The following is a 22,531-nucleotide window of genomic DNA, read 5'->3' as shown; positions in this document are numbered from 1 at the left end:
GGAAAGTAATGATTTTGATTCATTTATGAAATTCGCAGTGTAGTTTTGTGCAATTTTTCAAATTTGCTCATTTATAGTAAAATTATTAGTAATGTTCCATTTTTTATGATAGGTGCATATGTGGGATTGATATTTACAATAGTTTTGATAGTATTACTCTTCATGAAATCATCCCGTGACGAAAGAGGGCGGGCAATTATAGGGAAAGCGAGTATTTTTTCTACAATAGCATTTATATTACTTATGAATATTGTGGCAAAAACATTGGATAGTATAGAAATTAATTATGTTACAGTAGGTAATTGTATTCAATGGATTTACAATATTGTTACTATAATTGAAGCGGTTGCAATTATGATCCTGAGAAAAATAAGTTAATGATTATACGATTAAGCGTTTTGGTAGTAAGATTTGGAAGTGTTGAAGAGTATGATTTATATAAAAGCCTCTGGATAAATAGGTCTGGAGGTTTTGCTTATGTTGGTGTATTTGGATAAATTGCTTGCTTTTAAAGTATACTTAGTTAAATTATGTTTTTCTTTAGAACTCATAGTAATATTCGTAATTATTCTATGAGTTCTAAAGAAATTTCTTAATAGCATATTATCCTTTCTGTAATAAAAGTGATGTAATGGGGAGTATTGGTAGAGTTGAATATATATTCAATGTTACTGTTTTCAAATGACTCCCCAATGAACTCATCAATTTTTTCTGAATTACAAAGATTATTTTGTATGCTTTCGAATGTAACTGTTTCCATGACTTTCCTCCTATGATCTATGAATTTTAAATCATAGTTATTATACAATATAGTCAAAACAAAGTAAAGTATTTCTTTTTTAAAAGTAAGAAATATATTAAATTATGTATTAAAAAACAGCAAATTTACTATCTTATTTGGATATGCACAATATAGTAGTTGGTAACCAATCCCAGATAAACCATTGAAAAGTCCTAAAGGTATAAATCTTTTGTATTGACATAAAATGATTTCCTTATGGGCATATTTTACTAGATTGTTTCTATAAATTTTGCTAGATTTGTCTAACATATTATAATCAGTTGAAACTTCACCAAATGTACCATGACATATACAAGAGTTATTTTGAATATAATATTTTTTGGGCTCAATCAATTTAATATTGTATGTTGGATGCTGCTTTGCAAACTCGGAAAGCGCTTGGTTTATACCTAATGTTCCGTTACACCATGCTGGAGAAAAAGTATTATGTTTTTGTAATCGATTTTCTATTATTTGATATATTTCTATAATTTTTTTATTTATATTTGCGTGATGCAATACGGTGTTTACTCGCAAAAGTGCATATAAAATTCCACAATATCCATGAGCAAATCCTATTCCTTTGATATCAATACAATCTATATCTGAAATGAGGATTTCAAGAATGTTCTCGATAATCGGAAGAGGGCATTCTGTGTATATTGTTACTAATAAGGTTATTAAACTGCTTTTTCCGCGGATCCAGTCCCAGGATTTTATTTTAGAAGCAATTTTTTTTGTTTCTAATAGCCATTTTGTTAGGTGGTTGTAGTATTTTTCTTCTTTTTTAAGATGATACGCAATAAAAGATGCTGCAATTTTAGATCCTTTCCCGTAAAATGCACTTTCGAAATCACTAAAATGTTCTGCATTAAATATTTCATATTCAAGAACCTGAAGTATTTTTTTATATTTGGGATTCGGACTTAATTCATTTAAATGATAAAAGAAAATAAATAGTCCGGAAGTACCATTATATAAATTTGAATCAGGATAATCTACAGTTAATTTTTTGCCATGATTCATTGGCTCAGGCCAAAGCACAGTATTTTCTTTTTCGTTTATAATTATATTTTTTAGCATTATATCTGCGATATTATTTGCTTTGTCTATAAATATATTTTTATTCGTTTTGCATGATGGTATAGAAATCGGCTTACACTTTGAAGATAGACAGTTAAGGCTTTCACCTAATAGTAGTAGTGAGTATTCAATGTTATATTTATCTATTGATGTAATGTGTTTTTTTAGAAGGTTCAAAATGTTTTGGGAAAAATAATTTTCAATCTTACCATCACATGAATAAATATCTTTGGAGTTAGTTGATGTAAAAAAATAGGGAATGTCATGTCTGCATAGCGCGGCAACCTCATACAACACTATATTTGAATCGATAAATGAATTGCTCCAAAGATTTTCGAATATTTTCTCTCTTTCTATGTAGTCTACCATGCAAGATGGATGAGTGGAAAAGTCTAAAAAATTATAGTAATCCTGAGTATCCCTTAAGATGACACGAATCGCTATGGAATTAAAATCTTCTAGTATATGTTGATAAACAACGTTTCCATTTTTTTGTAGCCAAAAGAGCATTTTCTCAAATGAAGTTTCAATATAATGACTATAATTTTCGTATGTTATGCGTTCGCCATTTAATCGGGGAATATTATTAGCTGGTAATGTATATGATTCGCATAATTCAAAAGCAATTTTGCTGGTATCTTCATTAAGCAATTTTCTAACTTTATAGGGAAGTTTTTGTTTCATGCCATTCAGCGCGCTATAATCAATTTGCTTTTTCCAGTATTTTTCCATAGGAAGCATACCAGTGCTTATTGCAGAATTGGACTCAAAATATTTAATTTTTGTGAAATCGTCTGAATATATTCGTCTTTCTTCTGTTCTTAAAAGAGTTTCTACATCTATGAGAACTGGATGTTTACCTTTAGCAATGAGGTTTTCTTTGTGTAAGTCAGTTGATCCGAGCCAATATGTAAGAGCGGATAAATAACCGTAATTTTTATAATATTCTATAATTTCACTATTATTTGTACAGTTTTCGTTATCAATAAATTCTTCAATACAAAATCCTTTTCCTGTAATGTGACGGCTTTTATACAGATGGAAATTAGGTTGGCTTTTTTCAATAAAAGATAGTAAGGTATTATATTTTTTGAGTACATCATTATTGCGGAATTTGTATACAAGGGGAACATGGTTAATTTCTATAATTGTAGAGGCTTTTCCTTTATTATGAAAATCACCTTTTTGTGATTGGAATTTGCTGATGCAAAAAGGGGTTTTTATTCCAAAAATCAGGGTTATCTCTTGAGTACAATTTTTTAAAGAATCAATGATTAACTGTAAATTCTCCATCGCATACACCATGCGTTCTGCAAGAAGACGAGCAAGTGTAGGGTATTCAAGAAAGAAATATTCTGTTAAATTATCACCAAATCTTTTGGTGAGATAATATTTAAAACTTTCTGAATCGCTAAGATTACTACTATTGGGAGTGTTCTCTAGTTTGGCATGTACATCCCATACAAGAGTTTTTTGAGCTAGATTCATAAGTTGAGCAGTTATATCTTTTTTCATTGAGTTCAAACAGGAATCATCAAAAGTGATTTCATGATATTTAGTTGAAAGTTCAGAAATAAAATCCATGTAAAAGTTTACATGAAAATGCAATGCGGCTTTTATGGACTTAGGTGTATAGGTTCTTTGAATGGAAAAAATTTTTTTGTGAAGTTTAAACCATTCTTGCTGTTTTACATAGGAAAAAAGTTTTTTGAGCGAAATCTCGTTTAGCGGAGAAACAGCTAAATCGTATTGAGTTTCGGATATATTTCTTAGTGTAAGCATGCGACGAAAATCAGAATCTGATAATAAAGTTTTTCTGTTTTTCCATTTTTTTAAATTTTCTAAAGATTGGTTTGCAGCAGTTGTATCTAAAATTTCTATTCGCTCTTTCATATTCGTTGCATACCCAAAAAGATATTCATTTTTTAGTATCATAATATAAAGTTTTTATATGATAAAAATCATACTTTTCCTTTCGTTAACTATTTTGTTTCCCTCAAATACATATATTAATTATCACGGTGGGAATTATAAACTAATTATATCTTTTATTAACCATAAAAGTAAAGAGTGTATCTTATTACCAAAGTACATTAAAGTACATCCAAAAAGTACATTTCAATCATAGGGGATGAATCTATACCGGTCTTTATTATTATTGTGGTGTGTGCAGGATGCCCGTACCAGGAGGAGGTATTGGAAAACTAGGTTGCTGCCAGTGACATCATACTAAAATCGGTCTTTCTATAGAAATTAATTTTAATTGATTCCTCGTCGTGAATAGATTCCGTGAATAAATTACTCGTAGAAGAAGTTATCCTCTCATGCACAAAATGTAATACACTAAGAAAGTATAATTGACAAAATAGAAAAAATAATATACAATATGTAATAAATAAATTCCATTAAGGGTATGTCCTTGGAGAGGGACATAAAAAACTACTACTAGAGAATTCGTGATAAGAATTTATTTAGTCGAATGTAGTGATAGAGAAATTTCCTTATATGTACTATGCTTTAAACTCTAGATTATGGTTAGTATGTTAATTCAACAGTTAGTAAGATACAAAAATAAGGAATTTTGTAAAAAGTGAAAGTAATTACAAGTTTATGAAATAAATCTCGTAATATCACGAGTTCTAAACAGGAGGTGATTAATGTGAATGAAGAAGAGAAAAAAGAATTTCAAAAAAGCGAACAGACGGACGAGGATATTGTTGGGAAAAAATTTGAGGATTTAACATGCGAAGAAATGCAAAAAATTCAAGGTAGTGGAGACGTTCAAGGAGAAGATATAGGAAAAATTACAACACTTATATTATCCAAACCTCCGTATAATTGTCGCTAATATTAACATATTATTTATAACTGGTGCTTCATGGGACGGATTTCGCTGTGTAATGTATGGTTTCCTAAAATATTCGGATATAGGTGTACAATATACGGTATTTTCTGTTTGTTAAGGGAACTAGAGTTTAAAAATTATTAAAAGAATACTGACTATCAGAATTTTATATCTGATGGTCGGTATTTTGTCTAAAGAAGTTTTATATATTTAGAGGTTTTTCGTGATAGCTTGATAGGTATTGAGTAATAGCATCAAAATTCACTTTGTGAGTAGATATTCTTATAATATATTTGTTGTTTAGATACCTTATCCAATTTTAAGAAAAATCAAAAATGTATTGTCTCCAGCATTGTCTAAAATACAAATCTGTATTTCAAATTTATAAAATCAAGAAATTTTAAGTTTTTTATAGAAATAGAAAAATTTTGACTTCCTTATTTAATGAGGGGATAAAAGTTCCACTCTCATTTTGTACCTGGCTACGAAAATAAAACTCGTAGCCAAGAACTGAATCTTGACAACAAATGTTTTCAACAATCAGAAAAGCATCATTTTAAAGCAGTCACAAAACTGGATGCCAGCAGTGAAATATTATTATTACAAAAAATCAGGCTTGTGATTACACATGGTAGCCGTGCTTCTCTAATTCCCGGATATAGAGGGAAAGTTGTCTTTGTTCACAGCTTTTACGTCTGACTTTAAAACAGGACTCATCGAAAAGCGTACCCTGTTTCAGCATGGTGTAAATGATTACGAGAAGTTTCCGGGCAAGAGCAATTATAGCTTTTTTGGCACCTTTTTTCTGCTTGATACTCCAATACCACGCAGAAAGGTAAGTAGTACGTTTCACAGCAATTACTCAGGCAATTTCACAAAGTATACTTTTTATATACAGATTGCCTTTTGTGACAGAGGTGTTTTTGCGTTTTCCAGCGCTTTCATTCTTACAGGGACATAGACCTGCCCATGAACAGATATGCTCCGCCGTTTTATACGGCTTCATATCAATGTGGATCTCAGCAATGATCGCGCAGGAAGCTGTTGTGCTTATTCCATAAATATATCCATTCCTTTCGCTTCGCTCAGGCACAAAACGATATGAAAATGTTTCCCTGAGCTTATTTTTCTTTATAATTCTTCTTGTAGGGAACTCGGTATACTACAAATCACGGGGAGGTGAGTGGACTGTCCGGCTTGCCGGATGACCGCATAAATATATGTGTAGTCCGCCTTTTCAAGCACAAATAAGTATGTCCGTAAGAGCATGAAAGTAAACGCAAAATAGCGAGTACCTTTTCAAAATCATCCGATGTGAGATAATAGACTCATCATTATAAAGTCTAAATAGTTTAGTACTCAACTTTTTAGACTTTGTAACAGGAGGTGAGTCATGAAATCTCATACAAGTTTAATTGCACAGCAAACCCGTTTGAGTGAATGGGCTGACCTGATCAGAGACTGCCAAAACCGCCCGCAAGGAATGAAAATCGATGAATGGTGTCAGTTGCGCGACATTACAAAAGCGAGTTATTACTGGAGACTCCGGAAAGTCCGTGAGGCTTACCTGGAAACCGCGGATCATACACAAACATTTGTAGAAGTTCCCTCTTCTGCAATCCGTACGGTAAATATGGCATCGGAGCATAAAATTGCTGCCGTGATCAGAAGTGGAAACAACCTCACTTTGGAAATCACCGAGCAGGCATCTGCCTCATTTCTACAAACACTTATGGGAGTGATTGGGGATGCTCAATGATGGTACCGGATTCAAAAAAGTGTATCTGGCGACCGGCTTTACGGATCTGCGCAGAGGGATTGATGGCTTAGCCAGGATTATACGTTTTCAGTTCCAGCTCGATCCTTACGATAAAAATACATTATTCTTATTTTGCGGCAAGCGTACAGATCGTATAAAAGGACTTATCTGGGAAGGAGACGGATTTCTCCTTCTGTACAAGCGGATTGAAAACGAGAACTTCCGATGGCCTCGCACACAAGAAGAAGCGCTGGAGATTAGCACAAACCAGTATCAAATGTTGATGCAAGGTCTGGAAATCGTTGCCAAACATCCCATAGAAGAAGTTTCTGATCCTGAATTCTCATTGTGATTTGTGCAAAACGTAGAAAATAAAATCATTTTCATCCATGTCAGGTTATCCTGTGCAATATAAAATTTAAAGTTATTCACATCCTGAAAGTTTTCTGTGAGTTTCTATATACTCCTGGCTCCAAAACTTTTCAGATTGTGGATAACAGTCATAAATATCTGAATTTCAGACTTTTATTTTCAGGTATTCATGACTGTTATCCACCGTCAAAATGACGAAGGTGACAGAATTCAAAAATAGCCAAAAAACTTGGATTCTGCTATAATACCACTCAGGAAAGTGAGGTTCGGTTATGGCAGTCAATTATACGGAAGAACAATTAAATAGCGTTGATAAGTCGTTTCTTATCCAACTTCTTTTACAACAGCAGGAACAGCTTAATGCCTTAACAAAGGAACTTCACGCATCGAATGAAAAAATGCGGCTTCTGATGGAGCAGGTGATTCTTGGTAAGCAGAGCCGTTTTGGCAGGTCTTCCGAAAAAATGGAAGATACCAGCCAGATCTGTTTTTGCGAAGTAGATGGAACGATTGTATTTTTCAATGAAGCCGAAGCAGTCTGCGATCTCAATGAAGCAGAGCCTGATGATCTGGAACTCAAATCCCCAAAACAGCCAAAGCGAAAGGGGAAGAAAGAGGCTGATCTTTCCGGGCTTGCGGTCAGACGGATTGACCATTATCTATCCGAGGAGGAATTGAAAGCGGAATTCGGCGCCAAGGGATGGAAACAGTTGCCGGATGCCATTTCCAGAAAATATCATTTCGTACCTGCGAAGGTAGAAGTGGAAGAACATCACATAGGCGTGTATGCAAGCAAAACAGATGAACATATGGTCAAAGCAGACCATCCAAAAGCTTTGCTGCATGGAAGCTTGGTATCACCATCACTGGCAGCTGCAATTATCAATGGAAAGTATGTGAATGCAGTACCTCTTTACCGGTTGGAACAGGAATTCCAGCGCTATGGTCTTCAGATTACAAGACAGAACATGGCAAACTGGCGCATACGTTTAGCGGAGGAATATTTATCGGTCCTTTATGATCATCTTCATAAAGAATTGTATTCTTATCATGTAATCCAGGCAGATGAGACACCGGTGCTTGTAAACCATGACGGACGCAAAGCTGGTTCCAAAAGCTGGATGTGGGTATACCGTTCTGGACATCTGTATCAAGATCAGGAGATTGTCCTGTATGAATACCAGCAGACGAGAAACGCATCCCATCCACGGGAATTCCTAAAAGGATATGACGGCATCTGTGTAACAGACGGTTATCAGGTCTACCATACTTTAGAAAAAGAGTTGGAAGAGCTAACCATTGCCGGATGCTGGGTGCATTGCCGCCTCAGATTTGATGATGCTTTGAAGCTGATTCCTAAATCATATCAAAAGGAATCCAATGCATTTCTGCTGATGAAACAGATCCAGGTGATCTATCGGGAAGAAGGGGAACTAAATGATTTTTCTTCTGATGAACGGCTTAGGCAACGGCAAGTGGTTATCAAACCACTTGTGGATGCGTTTTTTGCATACCTTAAAACCATAAACGTGTCCAAAAAGGATAAATTTGGTGATGCTGTCGGTTATGCGTTGAATCAAGAAAAATATCTCCGTGTATTTCTCACAGACGGAGATGTTCCAATCGATAATAATGCGTCCGAAAGAGCGATCCGAGGTTTTTGTATTGGGAAGAAAAATTGGCAGATGATTGATACAATCAATGGTGCCAGGACTTCCGCAATCATTTACAGCATAGTGGAAACTGCAAAAGCCAATAATCTGAGGCCCTTTAATTATGTGCGGCATCTCTTGGAAGAGATTCCGAAACACATGGATGACAGGGATTTTTTTTTCTGAAAGATCTTCTTCCTTGGTCAGAAAAACTTCCGGTAGAAATCCGCAAATCTTAAATACTGGTGGCTGCAAAGCAGCCCCCTAAAAATGTCAAGGTACTTGCTATTTTTACTACATTCTTTTCCGTGCTTTTAAGATATTGTTCCTCATATTCATTTGGAGATAAATATCCGCAATGACTGTGAATGCGTACTGTATTATAAAATGTTTCGATATATTCAAAAACCAATTTATATGCGTGTGTATAATTAAAGATTTTGAACCGATTGATCCATTCCCTTTTCAAGAGTGCATGAAAAGATTCTATACAGGCATTATCCCATGGATATGCTTTCTTTGAATAACTGTGAATCATACCTGTGGTTGCTTTTTGAAATGCTTCCGACACATACTGACATCCCCTGTCACAATGGAAGATCAACGGTTTTTCAACGTTTCTGACACATTTTGCTTTTTCAATACATTCCACTACATGGGATGCCTCCAATGTTTCACTCAATACCCATGAAATGATTTTTCTCGAATACAGATCCTTGACGCTGGTAAGATACACAAATCCTTCCAACGTCCAAATATAGGTGAGAACGGAGCACCAGACAGCATCCGGTTGTGCAGGATTGAATTCCTCATTGAGAATATTTTTTAGTTTCTGACTGAAATCAGAGTCTATGGTTGTCTGGATATACGGTTTTACCCACTGGGCTTTAATTTTCATTTGTCGCATATAGTTCCCGACTGTTTTTTCAGAAATCTGTTCTCCTGATTTTCGCAATTCTGCTGTAATTTTAAGAGCTCCATAGTTTTGATGAGAATCCTCATAAATCTTTTGGATTTTTTCTTGTAAAACGGTACGGCGAACAGACGTGTCCGAAGGAACCCGTTTTTTCCTTGCATTGTAACCCGAACGTGAAACGCCTGATTTTTTCAGTATTCCGCTGACAGAAACTTGACGTTTCACAGGCAGGGATTTGATTTCTTCCACGTACTCAGAAGCAGCCGTATAAAGAGCTTCTGTCAGTTTCCCAGAATACCGATTGCTTTTTTTAACACTTCAAGGGCATCCTTTGTATCTCGTAATTCACGCTGTAATCTTGCAATCTCTTTTGCTTCATCACTTATATAATTGCCAGAACCGCGGGTAGGAACGGATCCTTCATGTTCTTTTGCTGCTTTCATCCAATTTTTCATTGCAGATTCACTGATTCCCAGATTCTTTGCTGCCTTATGAAGTGACAACTTTGGGTGAGCCAAGCGATACTGTACCGCATCCTCTTTAAACTGTTGGGAATATTTTGTACCTTTTGCCATAACCATTCTCCTCCTTGAACTATGACTATCATATACTATTTATTGAAAATGGTCATGTTTATTTTGTACCATTTATATTCTAGCACCAGCAGAACGGATGTCAGCAGAAAAACAGTGCTACTTTTTAGCTGTTTTTGTAAGGTCGGTTTTTCGTAAGATGCAATACTTAGAATTCTTCGTTTCATCTGTTTCATATTTCCACTGATGCCAGAAGCAAAAGGAAATGGAGTCAGAGAAATCTTTTCAGCAAAGTTAATCAGCGTATTTCCATAAGTTACATAATCATCGGATGCCAATAGTTTTAAAACAGAAGTATCACAGGCAATTTCCCAGTCATTTCGCATTTCTTTCAGCGCATACCAGACAAGCGGATTGAACCAGTAAACAATTCCGGCAAGGTTCATCAGATAGTTTGCAATCCCATCTTTGTGTTTATAGTGCTGCAGTTCATGTAAAGCATATAGCGGATATCTGCTTCATTATCATCTGATATGAGATGAATGAGAAGATAGATACATGGTTTTAAAAATCCTTCAATGACAGGAGATTTTAGATAAGCGGTGCTGTATATTGGGATGTTTTTTGTAATACTTGTGTCGCTTAGGCAACACTGATATAATCTTTGAATCTTTTGACTTTGAAGAGGCAACGCAGAGTTTTTCAAAGTATGCAGGCGCAAGGCAGACCGGATTACTAATATCAGTATGGTGATGATACCCGATATCCAAAGTACAAGTAACAGATAGCCAATTATAGGTGGAGTTTCTCTGTTTACGGAAAGGGTAAAATCTTCCATCCAGTTTTGGGGTCTGCAATATTTGTATTAAATGTCTGGTCTATGATAGCTTCTGTTTTGGTAGCAGGAACCGTAGGTTATACTGCATCTGACTGGACAAACTGGTTTTTAAGATATACTTTATAAGCAAAAGGATACCAATGATGCCGCAGAGTAGTATGTTGGAGATAAGAAAGCGGATCATAAAATCAGCCATGTTATTTTCCCCCTTTTTCAGGTTTCTGTGAAAGAAGTGTGCGGAGCGCATCTAGTTCGGATTCCGATAATTTGTCATTTTCTATATAAGCAGATACGATAGCCATAATATCTCCATCGTAATAACGGTTCAGAAAGGAACTGCTTTCCTGCCCGATGTATTCACTCTCTTTTACTGCCGGAGTATAAACAAACATGCGACTCTGTTTTTTATAAGTGAGAGCGCCTTTGGATACAAGACGTTTAATCAGAGTTTGTATTGTTTTAGAACTCTAGCTTGTAGTATGTAGTAATTTTTCTGTTATTTCATTAGTGCTGATTGGTGTATATTTCCATATGATTTTCATAACTTCGTATTCAGATTCGGGAATTTTTGGAAGAGTATTATTCATGGGAAGTCCCTCTTTAAAAAATCTTACGATTGTAATAAAAATATTATAAAATGGGGATAATAAATTGTTAATCTAAGTAAACTGAAAATTGACAATTTGTATTACACATGTAATAATTATAAATATTAAATAATGCCTAATAAACAGATGAAGAGTATTTGCGACAAATTTTTATTCTTTATTATTGGTAAGTACAAAGGTAAAAGAGCACTGTACGAAAAGCAGATTTGTCTATTATATGTTAGGATTTGAGTAACAAATAAAGGTATATTTAGAAATAAAGAGTATTTAAATAGGATGCCAAAATCTTACTCCATAGTGAACAATATAAACACTGTGTATTGTGTAGAGCCTCTGATTTTTATTATGTATTCATATCCCATGGCGATGAAGATCATATAAGTGGTGTAAAAGAACTACTCACGGATCAGGATATGGCGATTTGGATTAAGACCCTTGTACTTCCGGCGAAAGACGTATTAGATGAAAGCTTACAGAAGCTGGCAGGGCTTGCGGAACAGAACGGCACGAGAACTGTGACAATGGAATGTGGACAAAGGGTGTCAGACGGGAAGATGACGCTGACGTGCCTGGCGCCGTTACAGGAATATACAGGAGATATCGGAAATGATTCTTCTATGGTGTTGGAACTGAAGTATAAAGTGTTTGAGATGTTATTTACCGGAGACTTGGAAGGAGAAGGGGAACAACAGCTTTTGAATAAAGGGAATCTGCGAGATTATGATGTGCTGAAGGCGGGGCATCATGGTTCTAAAAACTCCACATCAGAAGAATTGCTGAGAGTTATATTGCTGGAAATTACGGTGATTTCATTGGGGAAGGAAAACAGATACGGACATCCGCATGAAGAGACTCTTACCCGATTGGAAAACATCGGGGGCAGGGTTTACTATACAAAGGAAAGCGGGGCAGTGACAATAGTGACGGATGGAGAGCGGGTGCATGTGAAGAAGTATCGGCAATGATTTTTTGAAACAGTGTTGCGTTTGGAAAAGATATGGTTCTGTGGAATATTCAGACAAGGATGCCCGTTTTTACGAGAAGGTTCTCGGAATTAATAGTCTGTTTTTATTTGAAGGAAGTAGTGCGACATTGTGTGCAGCTAGTGAAGGAATTTCGAAAAATGCATTGATTGAAAAAGCAGTTTTATCTTAATGTGGGGAAATATTTTGCAAAATAGGAGATTTTCCTATATAATAAGTCATTATGAAGAGTTTAAATGAAGATTTAAAAACAGGACAATTTAGTCAGATTTATCTTCTCTTCGGAGAGGAAAATTATCTGAAGAGACAGTATAAGGAACGGTTTACGAAAGCATTGCTTTCTGAGGGGGATACAATGAACTATGCCTACTATGAAGGAAAAGGCATAGACGTGAGGGAAGTTATTGACCTTGCGGAAACCATGCCTTTCTTTGCAGAGCGCCGTCTTCTTGTGTTTGAGAATACCGGGTTTTTCAAAAGTTCTGCGGGAGCAGATTTGGCGGACTATCTTAAAGGGCTGCCAAAAACAACGTATTTTCTCTTTGTGGAAAATGAGGTGGACAAGCGCAGCAAGATGTATAAAGCAGTCAAGGCGAAGGGAAGAGCGGTGGAACTGCCTCTTCAGGATGAGAAAACATTGAAACGTTGGGTTGCCGGACAGGTTGGTAAAGAAAATAAGAAAATTACGGAATCAGATGTGATGTATTTTCTGAATAAAGTCGGCACGGATATGGAGAATATTACGAAAGAGCTGGAAAAGATATTTTGTTATGCGCTGGAACGGGGCGTTGTAACACGGGAAGATATTGATGCAGTCTGTGTGACACAGATTACTAATCATATTTTTGATATGGTCAATGCAGTGGCGGAAAAGAAGCAGAAAAAGGCATTGGATCTGTATTATGAACTGCTGGCGTTAAAAGAACCGCCTATGCGGATTCTCTTTTTGCTGACCAGACAGTACCGAGGACTGTATCAGGTGAAGCAGCTTATGAAGAAGGGATATGGGCGTAAGGAGATTGCGGAAAAGGCAGGACTGCATCCGTTTGCTGTAGGCAAATATCAGGAACAGGCAAGATTGTTTCGTATAAAGGAACTGCGCGAGATTCTGGAGGACAGTGCGGATATTGAACAGCGGGTCAAGACAGGACTTTTGACAGATGTACTGGCAGTAGAGATTTTTCTTGTAAAGTATAGTCAGGGCAGTGTGTAGGGTTTTGTACTGTTACTACAGATCAGATAAAACATAGGTTAGTTCTTGTCATCAACGGAATCTCTGTGATATACTGGAGCAATAGTGTCAATAGCTGACGTTTGGAGTTGGATTCTGTAACAGTACAGTGTAATACAGCGGAACAGGAACAACCTGGTTAAGAAACATTTTGGAAGGAAGAAGAGAAGTGGCTGGAATAGATCAGAATAAAATTCGTAATTTTTGTATTATTGCACATATCGACCATGGAAAATCCACATTGGCAGACCGTATTATTGAAATGACAGGGCTTCTTACAAGCCGTGAGATGCAGTCGCAGGTGCTGGACAACATGGATCTGGAGAGAGAACGTGGTATTACGATCAAATCTCAGGCAGTGCGTACCGTGTATAAGGCGAAGGACGGAGAAGAGTATATCTTTAATTTGATCGATACGCCGGGGCACGTAGATTTTAATTATGAGGTTTCCCGGAGTCTTGCGGCATGCGACGGGGCGATTCTTGTAGTTGACGCGGCACAGGGAGTGGAAGCTCAGACACTGGCAAATGTGTATCTGGCGTTGGATCATGATCTGGACGTAATGCCGGTTATCAATAAGATTGATTTACCGAGTGCAGAACCAGATCGTGTCAAAGAGGAGATTGAAGATGTCATCGGGTTAGATGCAGAGGAAGCTCCACTGATATCTGCGAAGACCGGATTAAATGTGGAAGATGTCTTAGAAGCAATTGTTCATCAGATACCGGCGCCGGCGGGAGACGCATCGGCGCCTCTGCAGGCGTTGATCTTTGATTCTGTGTATGACCCGTATAAGGGAGTGATTGTATTCTGCCGATTGATGGAAGGATCGATACGAAAGGGCACTCCGATTTTGATGATGGCGACCGGAGCAAAGGCTGAGGTTGTAGAAGTAGGATATTTCGGTGCGGGACAGTTCTTCCCATGTGATGAATTGAGCGCCGGCATGGTAGGATATTTTACCGCCAGTCTGAAAAATGTAAAGGATACCCGTGTGGGTGATACGGTGACCAATGCGGCAAATCCTTGTGCAGAGCCATTGCCGGGATATAAGAAGGTCAATCCGATGGTATACTGCGGTATGTATCCGGCGGACGGAGCGAAATATCCGGACCTGCGGGATGCGTTGGAAAAATTGCAGTTAAATGATGCGGCTTTGCAGTTTGAACCGGAAACATCTGTAGCGTTAGGATTCGGATTTCGATGCGGATTCTTAGGACTTCTTCATTTGGAGATCATTCAGGAACGTCTTGAGCGAGAATATAATCTGGATCTGGTAACGACAGCGCCCAGTGTTATTTATAAGGTTCATAAGACAAACGGAGAGGTTATTGATTTGACAAACCCGACCAACCTGCCGGATCCGGCGGAAATTGAGTTTATGGAAGAGCCAATGGTAAAGGCGGAAATCATGGTGACCTCTGAGTTTATCGGGGCGATCATGGATTTGTGTCAGGAACGCCGGGGAGTATATCAGGGCATGGAATACATTGAAGAGAAGCGTGCGGTACTGAACTATCATCTGCCGCTTAATGAGATTATCTATGATTTCTTTGACGCACTCAAATCACGTTCCAGAGGGTATGCATCTTTTGATTATGAACTGCTTGGTTATGAACGGTCTGATCTTGTGAAGCTGGATATCCTGATCAATAAAGAGGAAGTGGACGCACTCTCCTTTATTGTACACAGTGCGACAGCTTATGAACGTGGCCGGAAGATGTGTGAAAAGCTGAAACAGGAGATTCCGAGACAACTCTTTGAGATTCCGATACAGGCGGCTATCGGAAGTAAAATTATTGCCCGTGAGACTGTCAAGGCAATGCGTAAAGATGTATTAGCAAAATGTTACGGCGGAGATATTTCCCGTAAGAAGAAGCTTTTGGAGAAGCAGAAAGAGGGAAAGAAGCGTATGCGCCAGGTTGGCAATGTAGAGATTCCACAGAAAGCGTTTATGAGTGTGTTAAAGTTGGATGAAGATTAGGATTTAAAAGGATTATGCTCCAAATAGCTTCTGGATATTTGGAGCATAATTATTTTTGGGGAAACAGCAGGAGTATGTGGTTTGGAAAAAAGAAAAGAACTAGAGTTATATGTACACATTCCTTTTTGTGTAAAGAAGTGTGCGTATTGTGATTTTTTATCTGCGCCCGCAGATGAAGAAAAGCGGCAGGAGTATGTGGAAACCTTAGTAAGAGAAATAGAAGGACACAGAGAGCAGTACCGAGAGTATCGTGTGACGACGATTTTTGTGGGAGGAGGTACTCCTTCGATACTTTCGGCAGCGCAGATGGAATGTATTTTTGCCTCGCTCAGGGAAAATTTTCTTATTGAAGAAAATGCAGAAATTACGATAGAAGTTAATCCGGGAACTGTGACAGTAGAGAAAGCAGATGCATGGAAGCGTGCTGGAATCAACCGGATCAGTATCGGTCTGCAGACAGTCAATGACGAGGAACTTCGGATGCTGGGACGGATTCATACATTTGAGCAGTTTTTGGAAACATATTACCTGCTGAGGAAAAAAGGATTTATGAATCTGAATGTAGATTTGATATCTGCAATTCCAGGACAGACTCAGGATAGCTGGAGAAAGACTCTTTGTACCGTGGCAGAGCTGGAGCCGGAGCATATTTCCGCATACAGTCTGATCGTGGAAGAGGGGACATCTTTTTATAAACTCTATGGAGATGATAAAGATAGAGATAGAGATGTTGATACTTCCGAAACAACAGCAGTCTCTGAAAGATATAGAGTGTGCGGCAGTGTGAAGAGTGAACTGAAAGAGCGGGAGTATTTGCCTCTTCCCAACGAAGATGTTGAGCGTGCTATTTATGAAGAAACAGAAAAACTGTTACAGCAATATGGCTACAATAGATATGAGATTTCCAATTATGCAAAAAAAGGATATGCCTGCCGTCATAATGAAGGTTACTGGCGAAGAAAGGAATATCTGGGAATTGGACTGGGAGCTTCCTCTCTTATAGGAAAACAACGTTACCGTAACTTGTCTCGGTATGACGAGTATATAGATGCGGTGCAGAACCGGACGGATATTCATGAGGAAACAGAGTATCTGGAGAAGACAAATGAGATGGAAGAATTTATGTTTCTGGGATTGAGAATGATGGAAGGAGTCAGCAGAACAAAATTCTATGAAAACTTTGAAAAAGAGATAGAAGAGGTCTATGGGGAGCAATTAATGCGGCTGGCAGGCGATGGTCTGATCAGGTCTGATGAAGAGAGAATTGAGCTGACTAAACGAGGAATTGATATCAGCAATTATGTGTTTGAACAGTTTTTGCTGGAGTAATATCTATGAACGTATGAGCATGTCAGCTCATTGTGATACTAAAGAAGAAGCTGCCGCATGGTTTCATGATAAATGGGAAGTTCTGCGGGTGACCGCGTCCGGCGCGGGAATGTGCCTGGCACATTCCTTATTTTGCTCATTACAGTTTAAACAGAATTCCAACAACTGCGCCAACCGCAATCCATACAATCGGATGCATTTTTTTCGTGGGCTTCCATTGGAATAAGATCAGCAGTGCTGTACAGATTAAAATTGCGTCAAAGCGGAATACAATCTTTTCCCCGGACGTGTCTGCAAAGGTGATCACTGCAATCTGCCAGACTGCATAGCCGATCAATGCAGCGATCATCGGACGGATTCCGGTGAAGGCGCCTTTGACATATTTATTTTCACTGAAATCCGACATGAATTTTGCAATAATCACAATTATGATCAGTGCGGGAGCGACCAGTCCGAAGGTTGCGCACAGAGAGCCGGGAAATCCGGCGGCATTATATCCGGCATAGGTTGCCATATTGATTCCGATAGGTCCCGGAGTGCTTTCACTGATGGCAATCATATTTGCCAGTTCCGCCGGAGTAAACCATGGATAACGTTCTGCAAGTTCCATGAGAAAAGGCACGGTAGCCATTCCGCCTCCTACAGCAAAAAGACCAATCTTAAAGAATTCACAAAGAAGAGTCAGATAAATCATGTTTTATGCATCCCCCTTTCTTGCAGATGTTACAATTCCAATGACTGCCGCTAGTACCACAAGCAGGATTGTCGGAACAGGAGTAAATGTTGCGAGCAGAAATCCGGCAAGGAAAATAAAAAGTCCAAGGAAATTTTTGACGCCTGCTTTTGCCAGAGAATATACAGTCTGGAGCATCAATGCGCAGACTGCGATCCGAATGCCTGCAAGTGCATGGAGAACCACTGGCAGATCTATGAAACTTTTTAATATCGTTGCAATCAGGGTGATGATAATAATAGATGGGGAAAGCATTCCCAAAGTTCCGAAAATACCTCCTAATATCCCTTTCTGCTGATAACCGATATAAGTAGCGGTGTTGATCGCGATAATACCGGGTGTACATTGACCGATCGCATAAATATCCAGAAGCTCTTCTTCGGTGGACCAGCCATATTTTTTAACGACTTCCTGCTTTAGCATAGGGAGCATTGCCATGCCGCCGCCGAATGTCAGACCGCCTATGCGGAAGAAAGCCCAGTATAGTTCTATTAACTTTTTCATACTAACCTCCAATTATGTTTTTTAATTTTTATGAAATATAATTTCTGGCTGCTATATTTTTACCTGTTTCACGGATAATAATAGGTGAGATCCGAAAATTATCTTACGATATTTTCTGCAAATATTCAATATATAAAAAAAACATAAACAGTGTTGACAAAAAGAAAGTGTGGTGATATCTTAATATACGAAAGGTGTTAGCACTCAAAATAAACGAGTGCTAATAGCCGAAAGAAAGGAGGAACCATGGCGCAGGAAATAGAATTAAGTGAAAGAAAACATACTATATTAAAAGCCATTATCCAGAACTATCTGGAGACCGGAGAACCGGTTGGTTCAAGAACCCTTTCCAAATCAACAGATTTGAATTTAAGTTCCGCAACTATTCGTAATGAGATGGCAGACTTGGAAGAGTTGGGATATATTTTCCAGCCTCATACGTCAGCGGGACGGATTCCTTCCGATAAGGGATATCGGCTTTATGTGGATATGCTGATGGAGGAAAAGGAACAAGAGCTTGAGGAATTGAAAAGTACGATGCTTGAAAAGACTGACAAGGTCGACAAAGTGCTGAAACAGGCAGCTAAGGTGCTGGCAGCGAATACGAATTATGCGACTTTGGTATCAGCTCCGATCAACCGCCGGAATACATTGAAGTTCATTCAGTTATCTCAGGTAAATGCAGAGCAGATCGTGGCAGTTATCGTAATGGGCGGCAATGTTATTAAGAACAAGATTATTGAGGTAGAAGAAACATTTGACAATGAAACATTGTTGAAGCTGAATATGCTTCTTAACACAACACTTAATGGCATGTCTATTGAAGAGATTAATCTCGGGCTGATTGCGAGACTGAAAGAACAGGCAGGCATTCACAGTCAGGTAATCAGCAATGTGCTGGATGCAGTGGCGGATATCATTCATGTGGATGACGACATGGAGATATATACAAGCGGAGCGACCAATATTTTCAAATATCCAGAGCTCAGTGATAAGCAGAGTGCACAGGATATTATTAGTGCATTTGAGGAGAAACAACAGCTTGCCGAACTGGTAAGCGAGACATTGGCCAGTGAAGAAAATCATGGAATTCAGGTGTATATCGGAGACGAGGCACCGGTGAAGACAATGAAGGACTGCAGTGTTGTGACTGCAACTTACGAGTTGGGGGAGGGCATGAAAGGTACCATCGGTATTATCGGTCCGAAGCGTATGGATTACAAACATGTTATGAAATCGCTGAAAATTTTGCAAAATGAACTGGATGCGATTTACTATAAGGATTCAAAAGAATAGGAAGGTGAATAGCTGGTGGCAGAAAATATGAGCAAAGAGGATATGGTAAAGGAAGCTGTAGAGGAAGCCAGGGCAAAGGCAGCCAGAGAAGCTGCAGAAACAGGAGATGAGGCAGAAGCGGAGGCTCCGGGAGATTCAGAAGAAGCAGAGGAAAACACAGATGCAGAAGAGAATGCCGATGAGGTAGAGGAAGCTGTTGAAAACGAAGAGATTGAGGAACAAGATACAAAATCCGGAAAAGGTCTTTTCGGGAAAAAGAAGAAAAAAGATAAGAAAGACGAGAAGATTGAGGAACTGACAGATCGAATTACTCGTCAAATGGCAGAGTTTGATAACTTCCGCAAGCGTACAGATAAGGAGAAGTCTCAGATGTACGAGGTAGGTGCGAAAGATGTCATAGAAAAAATTCTTTCGGTTATCGATGACTTTGAAAGAGGTTTCGGAACCGTAGAGGAAGCAGATAAGAATGACGCATTTGTACAGGGAATGGAGATGGTTTATAAGAAACTGATGACAACCCTGGAAGGCATCGGGGTAAAGCCTATCGAAGCCGTGGGTCAGGAATTCAACCCAGATTTCCACAATGCTGTGCTGCATGTGGAAGATGAGAGTCTGGGGGCAAATATAGTTGCCGAAGAACTTCAAAAAGGTTATATGTACCGCGATACAGTCGTGAGATACAGCATGGTAAAAGTAGCAAATTGACATTGAGCACTTAGCGAAGTGTTTTTGAGCTTAGTGCGAAAGTCGTTCGAAGAACTTGACGAGGTCATTTCGAGTCTAGTGAATCGAACATTCCAGGCTTAGCGAAGTGTTCTTGAGCTTAGTGCGAAAGTCGTTCGAAGAACTTGACGAGGTCATTTCGAGTCTAGTGAATCGAACATTCCAGACTTAGCGAAGTGTTTTTGAGCTTAGTGCGAAAGTCGTGAACATTCCAGGCTTAGCGAGGTACAGATTGAGCTTTGCAAGCAGAACTTCAATATAAAAACAGGAGGACATAAAAATGGGAAAAATTATTGGTATTGATTTGGGTACAACAAACAGCTGTGTAGCAGTAATGGAAGGCGGGCAGCCAACTGTTATCACAAATACAGAAGGTGCTAGAACAACACCGTCTGTAGTAGCATTTACAAAGACCGGAGAGCGTCTGGTAGGTGAGCCTGCGAAGCGTCAGGCAGTAACAAATGCCGACAAGACTATTGCATCTATTAAAAGAGAGATGGGTTCAGATTTTAAAGTGACAATTGATGAAAAGAAGTATTCCCCGCAAGAGATTTCTGCAATGATTCTTCAGAAACTGAAAGCTGATGCAGAAGGATATCTTGGTGAAAAAGTGACAGAGGCTGTTATTACAGTTCCGGCTTATTTCAACGACGCACAGCGTCAGGCTACAAAGGATGCAGGTAAAATTGCGGGTCTGGATGTAAAACGTATCATCAACGAGCCTACAGCAGCAGCGCTGGCTTACGGACTTGATAACGAAAAAGAGCAGAAAATCATGGTATATGACCTTGGCGGCGGTACATTTGATGTATCCATCATCGAGATTGGCGATGGTGTTATAGAAGTTCTTTCTACAGCGGGTAACAACAGACTTGGAGGAGATGACTTTGATCAGAAGATTACAGATTATATGCTGGCAGACTTCAAGGCGAAAGAGGGTGTAGACCTGTCTACAGACAAGATGGCTCTCCAAAGACTGAAAGAAGCAGCAGAGAAAGCAAAGAAAGAGCTTTCTTCTTCTACAACAACAAATATCAACCTTCCGTTTATCACAGCAACTGCTGAGGGACCGAAGCATTTTGATATGAACCTGACAAGAGCAAAATTTGACGAGCTGACACACGACCTTGTAGAGAAGACAGCAGAACCGGTAAAACGTGCGCTGTCTGACGCAGGACTCAGCGCTTCTGAATTAGGTCAGGTACTGCTTGTCGGCGGTTCTACACGTATTCCGGCTGTACAGGAAGAGGTAAAACGTTTGACAGGAAAAGAGCCGAGTAAGTCTCTGAATCCAGATGAGTGTGTAGCGCTTGGAGCTTCCGTACAGGGTGGTAAGCTTGCCGGAGACGCAGGTGCAGGAGATATCCTTCTTCTGGATGTTACTCCACTGTCATTGTCTATTGAGACAATGGGCGGCGTTGCTACAAGACTGATTGAAAGAAATACTACAATTCCGACAAAGAAGAGTCAGGTTTTCTCTACAGCAGCAGATAATCAGACAGCAGTAGATATCAATGTTGTACAGGGTGAAAGACAGTTCGCAAGGGATAACAAATCTCTCGGACAATTCAGACTGGATGGAATTCCGCCGGCTCCGCGTGGAATCCCGCAGATTGAAGTAACATTTGACATTGATGCCAATGGTATTGTAAATGTATCTGCAAAGGATTTGGGAACAGGCAAAGAGCAGCATATCACAATTACAGCTGGTTCCAACATGTCTGATGCAGATATTGACAAGGCAGTGAAAGAAGCTGCTGAGTTTGAAGCTCAGGATAAGAAGCGTAAGGAAGCAATTGATACAAGAAACGAAGCTGATGCGATGGTATTCCAGACAGAGAAGGCTATCAGTGAAGTAGGCGACAAGCTGGATGCAACAGATAAAGCGGCTGTAGAAGCTGACTGCCAGGCTCTGAAAGATATACTTGCAAAGTCTGCACCAGAAGAGACAACAGATGAGCAGGTAGCAGAAATCAAAGCTGCAAAAGAAAAACTGATGGAAAGTGCTCAGAAGCTGTTCACGAAGATGTATGAGCAGGCTGGTGCAGCATCAGGTGCAGGTCCTCAGGCAGGACCGACACCAGAAGCAGGACCGGCTCCGGAAGGTTATGATGATGTCGTAGACGGAGATTTCAAAGAAGTCTAGAGCGCTTAGCGATGCCTGAACACTTGGCGAGGTTTTTTACGAGCCTAGTGTGAGGGTAGATACTCCGAACAAAGAGAGGAGTATCATCTACAGAGCTTAGTGCGAAGACTGTTCGAGGGAACTTGGTGATGCCTGAACACTTGGCGAGGTGTTTTGCGAGCTTAGAGTGAAGGTAGATACTCTGGACATAGAGAGGAGTATCATTCTAAAGAGCC

At 39.0% G+C, this 22,531-nt stretch carries 16 protein-coding genes and 4 pseudogenes; 12 read left to right on the top strand and 8 right to left on the bottom strand.

All coding sequences use genetic code 11. The annotated features are described in order from the left end of the window. Positions 1 to 862: 862 nt before the first annotated feature. Positions 863 to 3,757 (bottom strand): type 2 lanthipeptide synthetase LanM, encoded by a 2,895-nt coding sequence (lanM, locus tag NFS18_RS08985; protein ID WP_251389720.1) that lies wholly within the window; start codon positions 3,755 to 3,757, stop codon positions 863 to 865. A gap of 766 nt (positions 3,758 to 4,523) precedes the next feature. On the opposite strand from lanM, the gene NFS18_RS08980 reads away from it, so the two are divergent. Further along, on the top strand, positions 4,524 to 4,712 hold the full coding sequence (locus NFS18_RS08980; RefSeq protein ID WP_251389719.1) for a mersacidin family lantibiotic: 189 nt from the start codon (positions 4,524 to 4,526) through the stop codon (positions 4,710 to 4,712). A gap of 619 nt (positions 4,713 to 5,331) precedes the next feature. Here NFS18_RS08980 and NFS18_RS08975 read toward each other — a convergent pair. Then, positions 5,332 to 5,772 (bottom strand): annotated as a pseudogene (locus NFS18_RS08975) (transposase); the annotation flags it as partial. A 330-nt stretch (positions 5,773 to 6,102) separates the two neighbouring features. On the opposite strand from NFS18_RS08975, the gene NFS18_RS08970 reads away from it, so the two are divergent. From NFS18_RS08970 to tnpC, 3 genes and pseudogenes are all read left to right on the top strand, one after another. After that, on the top strand, positions 6,103 to 6,468 hold the full coding sequence (locus NFS18_RS08970) for an IS66 family insertion sequence element accessory protein TnpB (RefSeq protein WP_251389718.1): 366 nt from the start codon (positions 6,103 to 6,105) through the stop codon (positions 6,466 to 6,468). Further along, positions 6,458 to 6,820 carry an IS66 family insertion sequence element accessory protein TnpB gene (gene tnpB, locus NFS18_RS08965; protein WP_251389717.1) on the top strand — a complete coding sequence of 121 codons (363 nt, stop codon included), beginning with the start codon at positions 6,458 to 6,460 and terminating at the stop codon, positions 6,818 to 6,820. Before NFS18_RS08970 ends, tnpB begins: the two co-directional genes overlap by 11 nt. Positions 6,821 to 7,112: 292 nt before the next feature. After that, positions 7,113 to 8,731, top strand: a pseudogene (tnpC, locus tag NFS18_RS08960) (IS66 family transposase). On the opposite strand, the gene NFS18_RS08955 reads toward tnpC, so the two are convergent. The 4 genes and pseudogenes from NFS18_RS08955 to NFS18_RS08940 all read right to left on the bottom strand — a co-directional run bounded on the left by NFS18_RS08955 (position 8,728) and on the right by NFS18_RS08940 (position 11,366). After that, positions 8,728 to 9,633 carry an IS3 family transposase gene (locus tag NFS18_RS08955; protein ID WP_251389716.1) on the bottom strand — a complete coding sequence of 302 codons (906 nt, stop codon included), beginning with the start codon at positions 9,631 to 9,633 and terminating at the stop codon, positions 8,728 to 8,730. The pseudogene tnpC and the gene NFS18_RS08955 sit on opposite strands and share 4 nt — an antisense overlap. A gap of 56 nt (positions 9,634 to 9,689) precedes the next feature. Beyond that, on the bottom strand, positions 9,690 to 9,983 hold the full coding sequence (locus NFS18_RS08950; RefSeq protein WP_251389715.1) for a transposase: 294 nt from the start codon (positions 9,981 to 9,983) through the stop codon (positions 9,690 to 9,692). Positions 9,984 to 10,066: 83 nt separating this feature from the next. Further along, positions 10,067 to 10,975: pseudogene (locus tag NFS18_RS08945) on the bottom strand (M56 family metallopeptidase); the annotation flags it as partial. Between the two features lies 1 nt (position 10,976). After that, positions 10,977 to 11,366, bottom strand: a pseudogene (locus tag NFS18_RS08940) (BlaI/MecI/CopY family transcriptional regulator). Positions 11,367 to 11,800: 434 nt separating this feature from the next. On the opposite strand from NFS18_RS08940, the gene NFS18_RS08935 reads away from it, so the two are divergent. From NFS18_RS08935 to hemW, 5 genes are all read left to right on the top strand, one after another. Further along, entirely contained in the window at positions 11,801 to 12,352 is a 552-nt protein-coding gene (locus tag NFS18_RS08935) for a ComEC/Rec2 family competence protein (RefSeq protein WP_251389714.1), read from the top strand. 40 nt (positions 12,353 to 12,392) lie between these two features. Continuing rightward, positions 12,393 to 12,542, top strand: a complete 150-nt coding sequence (locus tag NFS18_RS08930) for a hypothetical protein (RefSeq protein ID WP_251389713.1) — start codon at positions 12,393 to 12,395, stop codon at positions 12,540 to 12,542. 51 nt (positions 12,543 to 12,593) lie between these two features. Next, positions 12,594 to 13,583, top strand: coding sequence for a DNA polymerase III subunit delta (gene holA, locus NFS18_RS08925; RefSeq protein ID WP_251389712.1), 990 nt, complete (start codon positions 12,594 to 12,596; stop codon positions 13,581 to 13,583). Between the two features lie 187 nt (positions 13,584 to 13,770). Beyond that, a complete protein-coding gene (lepA, locus tag NFS18_RS08920) occupies positions 13,771 to 15,585 on the top strand; it encodes a translation elongation factor 4 (protein WP_251389711.1) in 1,815 nt (604 codons plus the stop codon). A gap of 81 nt (positions 15,586 to 15,666) precedes the next feature. Further along, positions 15,667 to 16,914 (top strand): radical SAM family heme chaperone HemW, encoded by a 1,248-nt coding sequence (gene hemW, locus NFS18_RS08915; RefSeq protein ID WP_251389710.1) that lies wholly within the window; start codon positions 15,667 to 15,669, stop codon positions 16,912 to 16,914. Positions 16,915 to 17,053: 139 nt separating this feature from the next. Here the strand turns inward: hemW and NFS18_RS08910 are convergent, their stop codons facing one another. Together NFS18_RS08910 and NFS18_RS08905 are read right to left on the bottom strand one after the other, a co-directional pair. After that, positions 17,054 to 17,608, bottom strand: a complete 555-nt coding sequence (locus NFS18_RS08910) for a chromate transporter (RefSeq protein WP_251389709.1) — start codon at positions 17,606 to 17,608, stop codon at positions 17,054 to 17,056. A gap of 3 nt (positions 17,609 to 17,611) precedes the next feature. Continuing rightward, a complete protein-coding gene (locus NFS18_RS08905; RefSeq protein ID WP_251389708.1) occupies positions 17,612 to 18,151 on the bottom strand; it encodes a chromate transporter in 540 nt (179 codons plus the stop codon). A gap of 246 nt (positions 18,152 to 18,397) precedes the next feature. On the opposite strand from NFS18_RS08905, the gene hrcA reads away from it, so the two are divergent. From hrcA to dnaK, 3 genes are all read left to right on the top strand, one after another. Continuing rightward, complete coding sequence (gene hrcA / locus NFS18_RS08900) at positions 18,398 to 19,447, top strand: heat-inducible transcriptional repressor HrcA (RefSeq protein WP_251389707.1); 1,050 nt, start codon at positions 18,398 to 18,400, stop codon at positions 19,445 to 19,447. Positions 19,448 to 19,474: 27 nt separating this feature from the next. Next, complete coding sequence (grpE, locus tag NFS18_RS08895) at positions 19,475 to 20,152, top strand: nucleotide exchange factor GrpE (RefSeq protein ID WP_251389723.1); 678 nt, start codon at positions 19,475 to 19,477, stop codon at positions 20,150 to 20,152. Positions 20,153 to 20,450: 298 nt separating this feature from the next. Next, positions 20,451 to 22,316: a molecular chaperone DnaK gene (gene dnaK / locus NFS18_RS08890; RefSeq protein ID WP_251389706.1), complete on the top strand. Its 1,866-nt coding sequence runs from the start codon at positions 20,451 to 20,453 to the stop codon at positions 22,314 to 22,316. The last annotated feature ends 215 nt before the right edge of the window (positions 22,317 to 22,531 follow it).

The sequence above is a fragment of the Mediterraneibacter agrestimuris genome (assembly GCF_943193195.1).
GTDB classification, from domain to species: Bacteria; Bacillota; Clostridia; order Lachnospirales; family Lachnospiraceae; genus Schaedlerella; species Schaedlerella agrestimuris.
This window is presented reverse-complemented; position numbering and strand designations above follow the sequence as displayed.

Coding starts and splice junctions, on each gene's coding strand:
- dnaK (WP_251389706.1), top strand. CDS start 20,451: ATGGGAAAAATTATTGGTATTGATTTGGGTACAACAAACAGCTGTGTA.
- grpE (WP_251389723.1), top strand. CDS start 19,475: ATGAGCAAAGAGGATATGGTAAAGGAAGCTGTAGAGGAAGCCAGGGCA.
- NFS18_RS08950 (WP_251389715.1), bottom strand. CDS start 9,983: ATGGCAAAAGGTACAAAATATTCCCAACAGTTTAAAGAGGATGCGGTA.
- NFS18_RS08935 (WP_251389714.1), top strand. CDS start 11,801: ATGGCGATTTGGATTAAGACCCTTGTACTTCCGGCGAAAGACGTATTA.
- tnpB (WP_251389717.1), top strand. CDS start 6,458: ATGCTCAATGATGGTACCGGATTCAAAAAAGTGTATCTGGCGACCGGC.
- NFS18_RS08910 (WP_251389709.1), bottom strand. CDS start 17,608: ATGATTTATCTGACTCTTCTTTGTGAATTCTTTAAGATTGGTCTTTTT.
- NFS18_RS08905 (WP_251389708.1), bottom strand. CDS start 18,151: ATGAAAAAGTTAATAGAACTATACTGGGCTTTCTTCCGCATAGGCGGT.
- lanM (WP_251389720.1), bottom strand. CDS start 3,757: ATGAAAGAGCGAATAGAAATTTTAGATACAACTGCTGCAAACCAATCT.
- hrcA (WP_251389707.1), top strand. CDS start 18,398: ATGGCGCAGGAAATAGAATTAAGTGAAAGAAAACATACTATATTAAAA.
- NFS18_RS08970 (WP_251389718.1), top strand. CDS start 6,103: ATGAAATCTCATACAAGTTTAATTGCACAGCAAACCCGTTTGAGTGAA.
- holA (WP_251389712.1), top strand. CDS start 12,594: ATGAAGAGTTTAAATGAAGATTTAAAAACAGGACAATTTAGTCAGATT.